13 protein-coding genes and 1 pseudogene are annotated in these 16,709 nt (G+C 31.2%); 9 read left to right on the top strand and 5 right to left on the bottom strand.

All coding sequences use genetic code 11. The annotated features are described in order from the left end of the window. The first annotated feature begins 230 nt into the window (after positions 1–230). The 6 genes and pseudogenes from KO500_RS16075 to KO500_RS17440 form a co-directional block, all read left to right on the top strand. Positions 231–1,268 carry a YHYH protein gene (locus tag KO500_RS16075; RefSeq protein ID WP_215957581.1) on the top strand — a complete coding sequence of 346 codons (1,038 nt, stop codon included), beginning with the start codon at positions 231–233 and terminating at the stop codon, positions 1,266–1,268. 96 nt (positions 1,269–1,364) lie between these two features. Then, positions 1,365–1,997, top strand: coding sequence for a hypothetical protein (locus KO500_RS16080; protein WP_215957582.1), 633 nt, complete (start codon positions 1,365–1,367; stop codon positions 1,995–1,997). A 398-nt stretch (positions 1,998–2,395) separates the two neighbouring features. Continuing rightward, on the top strand, positions 2,396–2,818 hold the full coding sequence (locus KO500_RS16085; RefSeq protein WP_215957583.1) for a hypothetical protein: 423 nt from the start codon (positions 2,396–2,398) through the stop codon (positions 2,816–2,818). Between the two features lie 371 nt (positions 2,819–3,189). Then, the gene (locus KO500_RS16090) at positions 3,190–5,466 is read left to right on the top strand and encodes a TonB-dependent receptor (protein ID WP_215957584.1); all 2,277 of its coding nucleotides are present in this window, start codon (positions 3,190–3,192) and stop codon (positions 5,464–5,466) included. A gap of 25 nt (positions 5,467–5,491) precedes the next feature. After that, positions 5,492–6,148: a hypothetical protein gene (locus KO500_RS16095; protein ID WP_215957585.1), complete on the top strand. Its 657-nt coding sequence runs from the start codon at positions 5,492–5,494 to the stop codon at positions 6,146–6,148. A gap of 300 nt (positions 6,149–6,448) precedes the next feature. Then, positions 6,449–6,551: pseudogene (locus KO500_RS17440) on the top strand (IS1595 family transposase); the annotation flags it as partial. 332 nt (positions 6,552–6,883) lie between these two features. Here KO500_RS17440 and KO500_RS16100 read toward each other — a convergent pair. The 3 genes from KO500_RS16100 to KO500_RS16110 form a co-directional block, all read right to left on the bottom strand. After that, positions 6,884–9,190 (bottom strand): chondroitinase-B domain-containing protein, encoded by a 2,307-nt coding sequence (locus KO500_RS16100; protein WP_215957586.1) that lies wholly within the window; start codon positions 9,188–9,190, stop codon positions 6,884–6,886. Between the two features lie 319 nt (positions 9,191–9,509). Then, positions 9,510–10,520, bottom strand: coding sequence for a DNA topoisomerase IB (locus KO500_RS16105; RefSeq protein ID WP_252732591.1), 1,011 nt, complete (start codon positions 10,518–10,520; stop codon positions 9,510–9,512). A 19-nt stretch (positions 10,521–10,539) separates the two neighbouring features. Further along, the gene (locus tag KO500_RS16110) at positions 10,540–10,941 is read right to left on the bottom strand and encodes a hypothetical protein (RefSeq protein WP_215957587.1); all 402 of its coding nucleotides are present in this window, start codon (positions 10,939–10,941) and stop codon (positions 10,540–10,542) included. Between the two features lie 241 nt (positions 10,942–11,182). On the opposite strand from KO500_RS16110, the gene KO500_RS16115 reads away from it, so the two are divergent. The 3 genes from KO500_RS16115 (at position 11,183) to KO500_RS16125 (ending at position 12,823) form a co-directional block, all read left to right on the top strand. Beyond that, positions 11,183–11,728, top strand: coding sequence for a YSC84-related protein (locus tag KO500_RS16115; RefSeq protein WP_215957588.1), 546 nt, complete (start codon positions 11,183–11,185; stop codon positions 11,726–11,728). Positions 11,729–11,944: 216 nt separating this feature from the next. Then, positions 11,945–12,526, top strand: a complete 582-nt coding sequence (locus KO500_RS16120) for a porin family protein (RefSeq protein WP_215957589.1) — start codon at positions 11,945–11,947, stop codon at positions 12,524–12,526. Positions 12,527–12,637: 111 nt separating this feature from the next. Further along, complete coding sequence (locus tag KO500_RS16125) at positions 12,638–12,823, top strand: CsbD family protein (protein ID WP_215957590.1); 186 nt, start codon at positions 12,638–12,640, stop codon at positions 12,821–12,823. Between the two features lie 121 nt (positions 12,824–12,944). Here KO500_RS16125 and KO500_RS16130 read toward each other — a convergent pair whose 3' ends face one another. After that, positions 12,945–14,264: a sugar MFS transporter gene (locus tag KO500_RS16130; protein WP_215957591.1), complete on the bottom strand. Its 1,320-nt coding sequence runs from the start codon at positions 14,262–14,264 to the stop codon at positions 12,945–12,947. A gap of 87 nt (positions 14,265–14,351) precedes the next feature. Then, entirely contained in the window at positions 14,352–16,697 is a 2,346-nt protein-coding gene (locus tag KO500_RS16135; protein WP_215957592.1) for a beta-N-acetylhexosaminidase, read from the bottom strand. Positions 16,698–16,709: the final 12 nt, after the last annotated feature.

A 16,709-nucleotide genomic window follows, 5' to 3' on the forward strand; every position in this document is an offset into this window, starting at 1 on the left:
GGCCATTTAGTTGCGAGTCATGTAGCTACATTTTAATTAAACATTTCTATTTCAAATACTTTTATCGTTTTATACCCTAAAGTGAAGTGTATTCTTTTTGTTTACTGAAAAGTTGTCTTGTTTTACTGAAAACATCAATTACATCTAAAATTTAAAATTAAATTAGACGTTATTATACTATAAGTAGTTGATTAGCCTTATTAAAAATATAACCATAAAAATTTTAAATTATGAATAAAAAAAATGATTATAAATTATTAAGATTTAGCTTCGCCTTATTTTGCTTGGTAAGTCTTTTTGCTTGTAGTTCAGATGACAGTACAGATGACAGTACGGATGACGATGTTGAAACAGAAGAAGAATATATCGTTATAGACAGAGATGAAGTTGTTCTTATTGAAGGTACAGATATTGACGAAACTACTTTAGGGTTTGCAGAAGGTAATGTTGAAGTACAATTAGTTGAAATAGATGGTACTGAATATTATCAAGTATATACATCTAATCAAATATCTCTTCCCGTTGATTATGACATGGGTCCTTGGTGCGCATATGATGTTGATGATGATACTGATGAAGAAGGTGGTATATGGATTGACAATGAACATGGTGAAGTATACCAAGTTACTTATGATTTTTTAGATACTACAGTTAATGAGCTTTATTCAGATAGTGATGAAGATGATGCATACTGGGATGCTATGATTGATGGAGATAATGTCAATTATACAAATAGTAGATATCTTTGTATTAATGCTGCTGTAGCTGTAGTAGAAGAAGAATATTGGTCACAATGTGTAGAATGTCTACCTGAATATTTTGAAGATGAAACAATTGAAGAAGCTTATTATTTCCCAGTAACTCCTATTAAGTTAGATCAACCATCTGATATTCAAGGTACTCAAGGAATTGCATTAAATGGTGTTATTTTTGATGGATCGGCTCCTGTTGACGATATTATATCATATTATACCATTGCTGCGTTTGATGATGCAGGAGGGCACATTAATCCGTTTGTAGGATATCATTACCACACTAATACAGGTTTAACATACGGTTTTGATGAAGATGATGATCATAGATTTATAGGTTATGCATTAGATGGCTATAAAATTTATGAACACGATGAAACTCTAACAGATTTAGATGATTGTAATGGTCATGATGACGATGATTTAGGATATCATTATCATATTTCTGATGCTGCAACAAATGAAAATTTACCTTGTTTTTACGGACAAACTGCAACTACTGGCGGTGGTAGGTGATGGATTAATTACTATATTTTTCTAGTGCATAATATGTAAAAAAGTGTCTATAAAAACTATAGACACTTTTTTTTCTCAATAATCAATTTTTAGAATATGAAAAAAATAATTCTTATAATTTTTATCCTATTTGGGTCTTTCTATTCCTTAAATGCTCATGGCTCAAAAGTATCCTCTTTTTTTTTAGCTGAAAGCACTCCAGGAGTTTGGAATATTCAAATTAATGCTTCTATGGCTGCGTTTCAATATGAATATCTAGCTTTCAATGATAAGGAAAGTCTAGAAAATATAGCACCAGATGACTTTAAAAATTGGATCATAACTCATTTAAAACAAGAAATAGATATAATTGTTAATGGTAAAAAAATAACTTTCGGTGAAGGTTATGTAAAGCCTGCTCATGAAACATTAGTGAAAATTCTTTTAAATGATATGCCAAAAGACATAAAGAGCATTTCTGTAACAAATAAAAGCTTAATAAACGGTATTCCTAATCATAAATCATATTTTAAAATTATTAGAGAAGGAAATTATTCTGAGATGTTTCCTTTGAGTTTTAAAAATAATTATTCTACTCATTTAGAATACAGTTTAGGAAAATTAAAATTAAAAGGAACCACTAGTAATACGGACTATTTTTATTATTCGTTATTTTCAGGTTTTGTGGCCCTTACAATATTAATTATTTCTGTATTTTATATTAAAAAAAAGAAAAAAAGAAATTTATAAATACAAATATTATTAACCCTATTTTTAATATAACCTAGCTTAACATAACACTTAATTAGTACAAAAAAAAATTCTATGTATTATTGACCTACTTTGTTAAATTGAAAAGTACGTTAAGACAAAAAAAATATAGTTTAGAATTTAAGATAAAAGTAGTAGAGTTAAGCTTTACAAAAGCCAATGTGAAACAAATATGCGAGAAGTTGGATATTCATTTCACTACTGAGTTGTTAGCGAAGGAAGTCTAATAAATATGGTTAAATAGTTTTTCAAGTCGTGGGAAAGCCAAAACTAATAAACAATAATTATTTGAAAAATATTTTCTTTACAAATTACAAAATGAAATTAATTTCAACTTTACTATCATTAAAACTTAACCTTATTTGAATCCCTGTTTCATGTATCATACTACCAAAAAATGCTTAATTGGTCTGATATTACTGATCTATTTGGTCGTTAATTTTAATAAAGGGGTATTTGAGGTTACACATATTTTAAACCATCTATTTACCAGTGGATATAGTTATCATACACACGACATTGACTCAGAAATTTATGATCATGAACACTTTATTTTAAACCTAGACCTTTTTAAAATAGCTTTTGAGCAGTGTAGCCATTCCCTAACTGAACAAAAAAAAGAATTACAACTATCTGTTAATAAAACACTTCAAAATTTCCCTTCAGTAGTTTTTAAAATGAACTTAGGTGTATTAAAAGACAAGAACAATTCTTTCTTCAACTTACTATTACCTCCAACTCCTTTGTTGGAAATTATGACTCCTCCTCCAGACCATGGTTTAACTTTAATTGCATGCTAATCCATTAAAATCAGGTTCAAAAATTGCTTTTAAGTAAAAAAATGATTCTTTTGAAGCTACCTAATTTTTAAAATTAAACTGAAATAATTTCTGTAATTCATATTACTAATTTTATATCTCAGTTCTTTTTGGATTTTGGATTGCATGTATCCCTAAAAATAGCCTTACAGCAAATGAAATTGTAGGCAGACAGAGACTCCATACAATACACTAGTTTCTATTCTATGAAATAGGAATTTAAAAGTGTAAAACACTGTATGCTTATATTTTAAATTATGAAAATCTATAAACAAATATTCAGCTGTTAAGACTATCAAAATAAGTCTATTAATAAAAGTGAGCAAACACGTTCATCAAAGAACAAAAAAACAATGAAAAATATAACGATTAAAAAACATATACTAATATGTCTATTTCTCTTTTTCTTTAGCATAGTAAATAGCCAAGAAAAAGCATCGATAAAAGGTAGTGTACTAAGTGAATCTGGTAACCCCCTAGAAGCTGTAAATTTAGTCATCGAGGGTACCACAAAAGGTACAATTACTGAATCGAATGGAACTTTTATAATAGTAAATATTCCGTCTGGAAAATACAAGCTAATAATCAGCTCGATTGGTTACGAAACATATAAGCAGCGCATAAGCCTTAATCCCGGGGACGTGAAAAATTTTGATATCAAGCTCAAGGAAACAAATGTTCAGCTTAGCGAAATCTATATCGTAGGTGATGCCTTAAACCCTGATAACCGAACAATCACAGTGAATGAGGTTAACCAAGAAGCCATACAGAAACTTAATGTCGATCTACCGATCCGTATTATTGAGCAAATACCAGGTGTAGATCTATCGGCATATAGCCAAGGAGGTGTTGCTGATCAATTTTCTATACGAGGATTCGGTGGTGGTGGTCACGAAGGTGAAGCTGGAGTACAGATCGATGGTGTATCGCTTAATGAAGCAGAAGGCCACGCAGATGGTTACGCAGATCTTAATATACTCATTCCGCTCAATCTTGAAAGTGTAAAAGTATACAAAGGTCCATCTTCTGCGTTGTACGGCAGATTTTCACAGGGAGGTACACTTGCTATAGAGACCCGAAAAGGTGGCAACTACCAAAATGTTGGTATTAGCGGTGGAGCCTTTAATACTTTAAATTCTCAATATGCCTTAGGTAAGGAAGTTCCTCTTAAAAAAACAGGCCAACAACTAAATGCCAATCTGGCCTTCCAGCTATTCCAATCTAATGGTTATGCGGAAAATTCTGATCAGCTAAGAGGTAATATTACAGGCCGTTTGGGATTCGATATTTCCAATAACACGGATATTGCCCTGTCACTACGTGGTCACTCAAGTGTATGGGATGCTGCTGGTTATATCACAGAAGAGCAAGTAGACGATTATGAGCTCAGAACTGAACAAGATGAATATGCTGAGAATGATGGTGGCAACAAAGAATTTTACGCCCAGCGAATAGACTTCAACCACAACTTCAACGATAACCTCAGAATGCTCGTATTTGGCTATGCTGTACAGCAAGACTTTACGCGATTTGCAAAATTTGGCTTCACATCTGGTGGGCAAACTGAGCGGTTTAACACACGTAACGTCTATGCTGCTGGAGCAAATCTCAATGGACGCAACATCCTAGGTACAATTGACATAGACTGGATCGCTGGTACTGAGTACTACAGTGAAAGCACCGATCGTAAGCGTTGGGAATCAAGCTATCGCGTACGAGGTGATCTATACTTAGATCGACAATTCGATGTTCAGACGGCTTCTGCATTTGGTCAAGGAGAGTTTAATTTTAGCAAATACCTAAGAATGTCAGTTGGACTGCGCTACGATCAATATTTCGGTTCTTTCACAAATAGTGACCCTGACATAACTCAATATATCCTCGACATGAGCACTCTCTCTAATCTAAGCCCAAAAATTGGACTAAAATCAACAATTGCCAAAGGTTTAGATTTGAGAGCAAGCATCTCACAAGGTTTCACTTTACCAAACAGTACATTGAAGTACGAGTCCGATAGTGGTCTTGACCCGTCTATTCTATGGCAATACGAACTAGGTGCTAAATATATAAGCACAAACTGGTTAACGGTTGATGTAGTAGGTTGGATGTTAAACACAACCAATGAAATATTAGAGAGCCCCTCAGGATCTGGTGACTATGTAAACATAGGAGAAACTTCTCGAATAGGAATCGAATCTGAAGTCATCGTTACTCCAATAAGGGGGTTAGAGATAAGAGGTACATACTCGTTTACAGATACCGAAATCAAAAATAATCCTGACGAGAGCTTGGAGGGCAACGAAGTAACAAACGTTCCTAAATCGATAGCAACATTCGATGTATCCTATGCTTTAAAAAACGGATTAGGATCACGCATGCTTTTTAGAAATGTGGGACCATACTTCACGAATTCAGAAAATACAGGTGATTATAAAGGATATAGCATCTCTAACTTTTTCCTCTTCTACAATTTCAACCAACAGTCATCTAATAAAGGTCGTGTCTTTTTGGAAATACGAAATGTATTCGACTCTCTTTATTCTGAAGTCGTTTTCGGTGATCCTGGATCACAAATGTTTACTCCAGCTCCTACTAGAAACTTGATGTTAGGCATTAATTATAATTTTTAATGATTAAAATAAATAAAATAATAATATGAAAAATTCGATAATTAAAAGAGTTGCAATTTTCAGCCTTTGTTTGATCACTGTACTATTTATAAACTGTGGTCATAAGAATGACCCCGACAAGCACACTCACAACTCAGAAGACACAGGACATGTGCATACTCATGCTTTTGATGAACGAGGAGATGGCCACAGTCATTACGATACTAATAATGACAAACCACCATTTACTTACTTAAGAATGAATGGAGAATTCCATCTTAACCCAGGTGACTCATTATCTCAAAACGATCCAAGAAATCCAGGTCGTCTTAAATTAACAACAAGTGATAAAGCTGGGTCAATCACCAAAATGGTGTTTTACGATCATAACGACTTGGACAAGAAATTAGCCGAATGTGGATATGAATTTATAGGTAGTCGTCCTGATCCTCATTTTTATCCTAAAAAGTCTAAAACTTCCATTTGGGATGTATTCAAAAAAGTAAAGGATTTTTCGGGAGATTGTATCAACTACAATTATGTAATTTCTCGATCGCCTCATGGAGATACTATCCATATGCACTTGCGATACGGTGATGATGTAGAGGCTTTACTCGCAATGAGCAACGATACAATAGATTCACAATTTAATCCATGGTGGGGAGTTTACTGTGATATTGAAAGAACTACATCTTGTGATTAAGAGGTAAAATAAATAAATAAATAAATTTATTTATATCTAACAAGCTTATAGTTATCTGAGTCGTCCTAAAATAGGCTGACATTTTTTTAATAAATTAAACCAGAGAAATTAACTTCTCTGGTTTTTTTGCTGTTTACAATAACTATTGAAAAATTCTCATATCAAACACTTAATAAAGATATAGATAAAAGTATTGAAGAAGGTACTAACTCAGAGTCTGATGATTATTCAAGTTATAAAAAAATTACGCCCAAGATTAATAATAAAGCTTAAAAAGTTGACAAAACTAATACAAACAATGTCCCATGGATGCATACAGCAATAAGCAATGCTAAAAGACTACTACTAGATGTTCATCATAGAATTGATGACGTTTTTTTAAATAACTATGAATGAATTCTGTTAAAAGTTAAATAAAAGGCATTTTGCTGAGAAAACGCCCTATAAATTATTTATTTTTAAATGGAAGGAATTATAGGTGTTTATAATGGTAAGCATATTGCTTTAAAACGACTTATTTAAGCTAAAATATTAAGTTATAAATGAAATATTTTAATACCGTTTTAGTTTGCTTTAAAAGCAAACTAAAATGATTTTGTAAGCGAACCAATTTGTTTCACTCTAAAAATTAATTCAAAAAAAACTTCGTTTACAAATGTTTTACAACACCTATAAACGAAGTTAAATACTACTTTTAAAATATTTCTAGAAAGTAGTTTTCAATACGGCTAAATTCTAATACATTAATTTTTGTTTTAGATTTTGCTCTATTCTAATCTTTCCTGAATTAATTACGGTATTATTTTCTGGTTTCTGTCCTTTTTCTCCCCATAATACAGCAACCTCTTTTACTGCATTATTTTTAAAAGTATTATCAGCAAAAACAACATTTACAATACCGTGATTTTGTATTAGTAAACCACTCTTATCTGCATTTCCAGAATTTGTAAATGTATTATTCTTAAGTATTAAATTTCCTCCTATGGTAGATTCATCATAACCACCACGGTAATAATTTAAAACTGAAGCCGCAACATTATCAAAAGTAGTATTTGTTATTGTTACAAACTCTGCATTATAATCACCTTTTGAGTCTGTTTCTGTATTTAAAAGAATACCTTCTAATGAGTTTTTGATAACACTATTTGATATAGAAATAGTATCAGCAAATGATGCTTTGTAGGCTTTTATAACCGTTTTAAAGTTTGCTATTTCGGTATTATTAATAAAAAGATTAAAGGCTTTAGACATGTTCTTATCTAAAGTTACAATTGCATCTTGAGTTTTATCACCTCTTAATACAACTCCGTCAAGTTTCAATATACCTTTTGGGTGCATTACAAAACCAGGATTTTCAGTATTAAATTGAATTTCAGCTTTTTTATTTGCGTCTGCCGACACAATACTGATTGTTTTATCAATAAGTAAACTTTCGCTAATATTATAGATTTCAGCTTTTAATGATAGAATATCTCCTGACTTTGCTGTTTTAAGTTTACTAACTAAGTCTTCACCTGAAGTAACTTCAAGTGTTTCTCCTTTGTAATTTGAAGCTTCAGATGAAAACCATTCTGAACCATAAATTGATTTATCAAACAATGTAGCATTTGCTGGTGTTGGTAATGTAATTGCACCTACACTATTTTGCTTAGTTCTATCAGATCCAAAATAATCTTCTGTAATGGTTTCAAAATCGAAACCTTCATAAACACTTTCTAAATTACTTGAAGGCGCGTAGAAGTTTTCAGCTATTTTAGCTACCTCAAAACTTTTAGTAATAAGTCCGTCATTAGTAACGCTACTTTTATTTTCGCTATTTAAGATGTTATTTTTAAAACTAATACCACCAACATCATCATAATTTACCACAGGATAATTATCTGCATTGTGGTTGTATACTAAATTATTAGCAACAATCATACGCTCTGGTCTTGCTGAACGAATTTCAGAAGCTGGTAAAACGTCTTTTTTATCAATATTTGTACCTACACCAAACTGGAAAGGTGATTTACAATCAATATATGTATTATAAGCTACCACAACATCAGTAACTTGATTATAACGGTTTAAAGGTGATTTAGGAATACCGTTCATCACTGCTAAAGCACTTCTAAACTTATCTCCTTTAATATTATAGAAATAGTTATTAGTAATCCAATGCCCTGTATTAATTACACGAATACCACCAATAAATTCTGAATTATCATTACCAATAAAAACATTACCATCAATAGTACAATAATTACCATGTCTTAAAACCAATGAGCCTTCACTTTCAAAAAAGACATTGTTTCTAAATTCATTAAAATTAGATTTGTTTGAAATTATTTCGACCTCACCATTACATCTATCAAAATAATTATTGGATACATTTGTATATGATGGTGCCATAGAAGTATGACTACTTCCTATTTGTAAAGTTTCACCATGCGGACCACCTTTACGAGGTCTCGGGCCAAAATGATTGTTTACAATTTGATGATGGTTATTAACGTGCTCGTTACCTTTTAAGAATACCCTAACTGTTGGACCAAAATTAGATTTACCAACAATATTACAATGATCTAGCATGTTATTTCTACCCCAGAATTCAACCCAGTGATCTGAAACCTCTCTATTGGGTTTTGTAAATTCATCAATAACACAATTTGTTATTCTGCTATTATTAGCTATCGTATCACTATTAAATTTAAACTGAATTACATTTTTAGTTGGCGTATATCCGTTTTTAAAATGTAAATCTTTAACCACAAGATATTCACCACCTAAACTTAAGTTAGATTCTCCTTCAATAGTAACTTTACCTGCTGTTTCAGCACGCAAAGTAATAGGCCTGTCTTCCGTTCCCTTACCAAAAAACTTAATTTGAATATCTTTCCAAACTCCGTTTTGCATTACTATCTCACTACCTGCTTCTGCTTTTGCGATAGCTTCTTTTAATTCTGATTCGGTTGTTACCTTATTTATCGATTCTGAACTTGTTTTTTCTTGACAAGAAAACAGCGTAAGAGATAAGATAAAAAGGATTAATTTTTTTTTCATGTTTGCTAAGTTGAGTACTATTTTAATTAAGACACCAATCATTTCCTGTACTTATGGCAATAAGGCTATTAAATATGCTAAAAAGACAAGAAAACTGGTTTACCAATTTGGTTTACCAAATATAATCATATTTATGTCATTGTCGAATTTTTAACATTATTTAATCATATTGAAACTTTTAAATGAAGACAATTAGTATATTAACAAAAAAAGTAAAGCAACTTAATTAATGAAAAATAATAGGTAAATACACAAAAAGAGAGTTTAAAGAATATTTTTTTTAGTATATTAAAATTATTAGCAGTCGTAATAATTTGTATTAAGAATAACTAGCTTCAATAATATCATAAGCTAGTTTCTCACTAGCAGCTAATTTATATTTTGAGCTTGTATTTTTATAAGGGTTGGGGTTAGGGATGCTTTTAGTATCAATAGCATTGAATATGGCTGGGTGCACATAATAATTTTTACATACAGTAGGCGTATTCCCTAATTCTTCAGCTACCATTTTTATAACGATATTGCTGAATTTCTTTCTACTTTTTTGGGTTTTCAAACTACTTTTTATCGCTTCTTCGTAGCATTCTACTCCTAGCCTGCTACCCGCCCAAGTTCTAAAATCTTTACTAGAAAAATCATCACCCATATATTTAGCAATGTAATTATTAACCTCATCACTATCTAAATCATGAAAAGTACCATTTTCATCTTTATACCTAAATATTTCATAGCCAGGTAAACCTGCAACCTCTTTTATAAAAGGTATCAAATCTTCATCATCTATATGAACCTCTCGCTCTTTATTACTTTTTCCTTTATAATTAAAAACAAGTTCATCTTCATCAATACTTAAATGTTTTCTTCGGAGTGTGGTAAGTCCAAAAGTTTCATTTCTATTCCGATATTGCTTATTCCCAATTCTGATTCCGTACTCATCAAGAATAAGAATTATTAAGGCTAACAATTTTTGCTTCTTCCAAGTTTTTAATTTTAAATCTTTATGTGCTCTCTTTCTTATTTTTGGTAAGCGATTGGCAAAATGAAGCATTTTTTTAAATTTAGCCTCTTGTTGTTGCTTTTCATATTCAGAGTGGTAAATATATTGTTTACGCCCTTTTAAATCACGACCAGTAGCTTGTATATGACCGTCACTAAAACCACAAATAAAAACTTGTGACCACATAGGGGGAATTACTAAGTTTTTTAAACGTTTTAATGCTTTTTTATCTGTAATTCTACCACCATCTTCAGCATAAAAAGAAAATCCTCTCCCGCATTTTTTTCGAGAAATACACATTGCAGAATCGTCTACTTCTTGAATTTTAAACATGAGAGAAGATTTATATTAATTAAATAGAATTTGAAATTCTATTTTGTGATTTTGGTTTTACAGATATTGATGCTGTATCTGCATTAGTTATTGAAGTTCTGATTGTACTCATCGCTAATTTCAAAGATTGAAAGTCATTTAAACACTTTAGGTTTTCTGTAACCATGGTATCTAAATCTAATTCTGTCATTATTTTATTTTCTGTTTTAAAAACATTATCAATAAGCTTGATTAAATGCCTATTTCTATAACTACAGTCTAAAATAAAAATATTCAAATCTCTTAACTCATCTAATCCGTTAGCTTTTATATAAGAATCATAATTAGAAACTAAAGTTTTTCTATACGCTGTAATTTTGTTACCTCTTTGGGTAGCTTCATCTTTTAATACTTGTAATTGTTCTTTTGTAGTAGCTTTCATGTGTAGTTTTTTAAGTGTTTCAAATTTAGATTCAGATAAAAAAAAGAATTACTCTAAAAAAAATATTTTTGAACTCTATCGATTTCGCAACCTAATAGTTACCTGTTTAATATATTCCAATTCTTTTAAAATTATTTTAACATTAGTATTGGTTTTGCATCAAGAAATTAAGTGTAACAGCAAATAAGCTACAGGTATCCTTTCTAATTTTGGAGTATTAATAATTTAAACAAAAACACTTATGAAAACTTTAAAAACAATATTATTAGGAGCAATTTTATTTACCGCATTTAGCGGATTTTCTCAAACAGAGAAGCAAGCTAAAATTATGAAAGATGCTGAGAAAGTAAAAAAAGAAATGATCCAGACAGACAAAGGTTTAAAAAATTTTGTAGATAACTCTACTGCCTATGTAATTTTCCCTAATGTTGGTGAAGGTGCATTAATCGTAGGTGGAGCATCTGGTAATGGAGTAGTTTATCAAAATGGTCAACCAATTGGTTTAGCAGATCTTAAAAAAATTGATGTTGGTTTACAAGCTGGTGGACAAGCATTATCTGAAGTTATCTTTTTTGAAACTGAAGAGGCTTTAAAAAGGTTTAAAGATAATGAATTAACATTTTCTGCTGAAGCTTCAGCAGTAATTGTCGAATCAGGAGCTTCAAAAAATGCAAATTATAATGAGGGAGTTGTTGTATTTACAATGCCTAAAGCTGGTGCCATGGCCGATTTATCTGTTGGTGGACAAAAATTAAAATTCGATGCATTTGATGATCGTTCTAAATAATATTTAGCATTATAGCTTTATATGAAAGTCCTGTCTAATTAAGACAGGACTTTTTTTATGCCTTAAACTAAAATACATTTTTACGTTAAAACACTTTAACAAACACTTTTTTTTAGTGTCAAAAAACAAAGTGATTGTTTCAAAATCTTCGCTTCCGCAACTCTAGTTTTGATGAAAATTAAAAACAATTATTAAATTTTAAAACACATTAGTATTATGAAAAAAGTAGTAGCATTATTAATATTTATGACTGCAGGAACATCATTATTTGCTCAGTCTTGGTCAGACGAATTTCAATTAGGTGTTAAAGCAGGTGCTAACCTATCTACTGTAACTGGTGATGATTCTTCAGATCCTGGACATAGAACAAGCTTTTATGCCGGTTTATTGGCTGAAGCCCCAATAACAGAAAAATTATCTCTACAACCAGAGGTTTTTTATTCAAGACAAGGTTTTGATATTAATGACAACCCGAATGGTTCGGATACTGAATATCAATTAGATTATATTCAAGTACCTGTATTATTAAAAGTGTATTTAGTAGACGGACTTAATATACAAGCTGGTCCTCAATTTGGTTTTAAAGTAAATGAAGATATTAATATCCCTGGTGCAGATGATGACATAGATGTTGATGGTGTTGAAGATTTTGATTTTCAACTTACTTCTGGTTTAGAGTATAAAATTGCTCAATCAGTTTTTATACAAGCAAGATATACTTATGGTTTTTCTGAATTAGTAAAAGATACGGATACACATACCTCTTACTTTTCTGCTGGTATAGGGTACATGTTTTAAAAAACAGGATAAATAGTTTTAGCGTCAAATTATAAATGTATTGCAGTAATACCATCGTGTAATCATTAGTAATTTTAAAGTATAGAAATAATAATCTTAAAAAATAAAAATATGAACAATACACAGTTAGAAGGTAAATGGAAACAAGTAAAAGGTGAGTTCAAACAAAAATATGGTAATCTTACCGATGATGATGTAACCTATGCAGAAGGAAAATTTGATGAAATGATAGGTAAAATTCAAGAAAAAACTGGAAGAAAAAGAGAAGAAATTGAAAAAGAAATTAGTGAACTATAGTCACTAATTTATATTTCTACATTTTAAGTAGTTAATTGAGTTTTAGTCGACTTAAAAGAGCCATCAAAATATATATTTTGATGGCTCTTTTATATGTTACACTATAATAAACTCAGACTTCTTATTTACCCCAGTTTTTAATTTTATATCCCCAAACAGCAAAGAATAATATAATTGAATAACAAGGTATTAAAATCCAATAACTGCTTGTTGCTGCACTTGCTGTTGCAACAGATTCTGCAACTCCATTGTTAATTAATTCTACTTTGTTAGCATCTACAATTCTACCGTATAATGGTGGAATAATCGCTCCACCAGAAATAGCCATAATTAATAATGCTGATGCAGTTTTAGTAAACTTACCTAAACCATCTAATGTTAATGGCCATATTGCTGGCCAAACAAGTGCATTTGAAACACCTAAAGCTGCTACAAACATAACAGAAGTAATTCCGCTAGTAGAAAGTATACAAACACTAAATATAATACCTAATATAGCACTGGCAATTAAAGCTGTTCTTTGTTTTATTACTTTAGGAATTAATAAGGCACCTAATAAATAAGTTGCCACCATTGCCATTAAAGTATAGGTTGTAAAATATTTTGCTTCTTCTGAAGAGAAACCTAATGAGATACCATATGAAATAATAGTATCACCAGCAATAACCTCAGCACCAACATATACAAATAAAGCTAATACGCCAAACCACAATTGTGGGTATTGAAAAATACTTGTTTTTGCTGTTTTTACATCAGTTGTTTCTTCTTCCTCTACAGTTGCTTCAACATTTGGTAGTGGAGCTTTTAAGATTAACATACCTAAAATAAACAATACAATTGCCATCACTACATATGGTAGAAAAACACTATCAGCCATTGCATCTAACAAAACATTTTTTTCATCAATACTTACTGTTGCTAATTTCTCATTAACCTCATCAATGCCTGAAAGCAATAATGCACCAAAAATTATAGAACCTAATGATCCTGCAACTTTATTAGCAATACCCATTATAGCAATACGCTTTGCTGCACTCTCTATTGGGCCTAAAATAGTAATGTATGGGTTTGATGCTGTTTGTAACAAAGTCATACCAACACCTTGAATAAATATACCTGTTAAAAACACCCAGTAAGTTCTAGCTTCTGCTGCAGGTATAAAAACTAAAGCACCAACTGCCATAATTACTAACCCTAATGACATCCCTTTTTTATATCCTATTTTACTAATAATATACGATGCCGGCAAAGCCATTACCACAAATGATATGTATGACGCTGATGCTACTAAATATGATTGCGCATCAGTAAGTTCATTTATCGTTTTCATAAACGGAATTAAAGCTCCGTTAATCCACGTCACAAAACCAAAAATAAAAAATAGTCCTGCTATTATTAAAATTGGGACTAATGTACTTTTGGGTTTTAAATTGCTCTCCATTTTTCTAAGGTTTAATTGATTTAAAAATTATTATTATTTCTCGATGTTATAACTCTATTATTTTTTTAATTTTTGAATTTAATGGTATTAAAACACCACAACTTCATCTATAAATATTTTTGATGCTTTACCTTCTTGATGGTGTTCTTCAGGAATTGGATTCACACTTTTAGCTTTCAATTTTATTGCTTTAGCTCTTCTAGGTTCAAAATCTATAACAGTTTTTATCTTGTTTCGACCCTGTGTATGGCTAATACCTAATAATTTAATGTCACTAATTTTCTCAAAATTAACACCATCCTCTGAACTACAAATCTCATAATTTTCAGGAACATAGATACCACCTATGGTAAACCTAAGACTGGTAATCTCTAGACTACTAATTTCTTGTTCTTCCGGGAAGATAATATCAACATTTAAATCTCCGTGAAATTTATTCCAATTTTTATCTCCTCTATTTAATTTTCCGTAATTTAAATCAACCAAGCCAGACATATTAGTTTCTTTTACATTGGTAGAATAATCAATAACCATTGCACCAGCTGCTTTATGTATTGGAAAGTACTTTTCAGACACATTACTTACTTGTTCTTTTTCTTTAAACGAGCTTGCTTTTAAAATCGATGTTTCTGTTAAAATAAAAGGGTTGGTGTACTTCTTAGATTTCTGTGTTGGAATACTACCATCAGTAGTGTAATAAATATCTAAATCGTTAACTTCAGTATGTAAGGTAACATCAACATTACCCTCTTTATACCCTTCATGATCTATAACTACATTAAAAGCACTAGTCGCATAATTGACTCCTTTTTTATCTAATCGTTTATTTTGCACAATTAGCCTGTCAGTAAAACAATCCCAATTTTTAGATTTCGGCTGTGTCCAACCGTTTTCAGCAATGGCATACAATCTTGGAAAAGTCATGTATGTTAGTTGATCCCAGTTGGTAATCGATTCTGTCCATAAATTACCTTGAAGTCCTAAAATATGCTCGCCTTCTTCAGTCGTAAGGCTATCTGAAATTACTTTGTAATTGTAAGTATCTTTTAAAAAACTATACGCATATCCTAAATTAGGTTCTAAATCGTCATCACCTTGTTTTAAATCTAAATAGCAATATTTTGCTGGTGACATAATCACATCATGACCTGTTTTCGCTGCTTTAATTCCTCCTTTTTCACCTCGCCATGACATTACTGTTGCACTAGGCTCGATATCACTCTCCAGAATTTCATCCCAACCAATCATTTTCTTATCATGAGAATTGACAATTTTCTCAACTCTATTTGTAAAATACCCCTGTAAATCATGACTACTTTCAAAATTTTTATCTTTTATCATTTTTTTACACTTAGGATCCTTTTCCCAAGATGATGTATTACACTCATCACCACCTAAATGAATATAATCAAAAGGAAATAGGCTTGAAACTTCATTTAGCACATCACCTATAAACTCATAGGTTTTTTCATTACTAGGGCAATAAGTATTGTTTTTATTTACACCACCAGTACCTACATAAAAAGGACCTTCAGCACATGATAATTCCGGATAAGAAGCAATTGCCGCTAAAGAGTGGCCTGGCATATCTAGTTCAGGAATAACTTCAATATAGCGCTCTTTTGCATAAGCAACTATTTCTTTAATATCCTCTTGAGTATAAAAACCACCGTAGGTAGCTTGTTGTCCTTCTTTTTGCTTTGGCCTTCCCCACCAATTAGATGTTGTATCGTCTTTCGCATTTCTGTTTAAACGCCACGCTCCTATTTCAGTAAGCTTAGGATATTTTTTAATTTCTACCCTCCACCCATTATCATCAGATAAATGCCAGTGAAAACGATTTAATTTAGCTTCTGCCATAAAATCGATAACCTCCTTCACTTGGTCTTTATCAAAAAAATGACGCGAGACATCTAACATATACCCTCGCCATTTAAAAGCTGGAGCATCTTTTATACTAATTACAGGAATATGCCATTCAATATTCTTTTGTATTTCTTGAGCATAAAATTCTATTGGTAGCACTTGAGCAAAACTTTGTAATGCATAGAAAAAACCAGCACCCGATGAAGCTTTAACATCAACATGAGTTTTGCCTACTATAATTTCATAACCTTCGTCTTCAATTGTATTTTCTGTTTTAAATTCAATAGTTGCTTTACTTGATTTTATACCAATACGTGGCGTCCAACCTGAGGCTTTTTTAAAATTGCTAAAAAAGTTATTAGCAATTTTTAATTGCTCATTATTTTCAACCGAGATAATGGTTTTTCTATTCAAATCGAAATAGCCATGCCCTGGAATTACTTCTGTTGGCATCGGAATTATATCTACCTCACTCGTCTGTAAACCAGATGTACACGAAAACAATATAAAAACACTACATAAACCTAACAGGAATTTAATTACGTTGCTTTTATATAAATTTATCATGTATGGTTTGGT

It is taken from the genome of Cellulophaga baltica (genome assembly GCF_018861125.1).
Lineage (GTDB): Bacteria > Bacteroidota > Bacteroidia > Flavobacteriales > Flavobacteriaceae > Cellulophaga > Cellulophaga baltica_A.

What these genes read in the sequence shown, in the direction of transcription:
- KO500_RS16110 (WP_215957587.1), bottom strand. Translation starts at nt 10,941, where the DNA reads ATGAAAGCTACTACAAAAGAACAATTACAAGTATTAAAAGATGAAGCT.
- KO500_RS16100 (WP_215957586.1), bottom strand. Translation starts at nt 9,190, where the DNA reads ATGAAAAAAAAATTAATCCTTTTTATCTTATCTCTTACGCTGTTTTCT.
- KO500_RS16105 (WP_252732591.1), bottom strand. Translation starts at nt 10,520, where the DNA reads ATGTTTAAAATTCAAGAAGTAGACGATTCTGCAATGTGTATTTCTCGA.
- KO500_RS16125 (WP_215957590.1), top strand. Translation starts at nt 12,638, where the DNA reads ATGAACAATACACAGTTAGAAGGTAAATGGAAACAAGTAAAAGGTGAG.
- KO500_RS16090 (WP_215957584.1), top strand. Translation starts at nt 3,190, where the DNA reads ATGAAAAATATAACGATTAAAAAACATATACTAATATGTCTATTTCTC.
- KO500_RS16120 (WP_215957589.1), top strand. Translation starts at nt 11,945, where the DNA reads ATGAAAAAAGTAGTAGCATTATTAATATTTATGACTGCAGGAACATCA.
- KO500_RS16080 (WP_215957582.1), top strand. Translation starts at nt 1,365, where the DNA reads ATGAAAAAAATAATTCTTATAATTTTTATCCTATTTGGGTCTTTCTAT.
- KO500_RS16135 (WP_215957592.1), bottom strand. Translation starts at nt 16,697, where the DNA reads ATGATAAATTTATATAAAAGCAACGTAATTAAATTCCTGTTAGGTTTA.
- KO500_RS16085 (WP_215957583.1), top strand. Translation starts at nt 2,396, where the DNA reads ATGTATCATACTACCAAAAAATGCTTAATTGGTCTGATATTACTGATC.
- KO500_RS16095 (WP_215957585.1), top strand. Translation starts at nt 5,492, where the DNA reads ATGAAAAATTCGATAATTAAAAGAGTTGCAATTTTCAGCCTTTGTTTG.
- KO500_RS16075 (WP_215957581.1), top strand. Translation starts at nt 231, where the DNA reads ATGAATAAAAAAAATGATTATAAATTATTAAGATTTAGCTTCGCCTTA.
- KO500_RS16130 (WP_215957591.1), bottom strand. Translation starts at nt 14,264, where the DNA reads ATGGAGAGCAATTTAAAACCCAAAAGTACATTAGTCCCAATTTTAATA.
- KO500_RS16115 (WP_215957588.1), top strand. Translation starts at nt 11,183, where the DNA reads ATGAAAACTTTAAAAACAATATTATTAGGAGCAATTTTATTTACCGCA.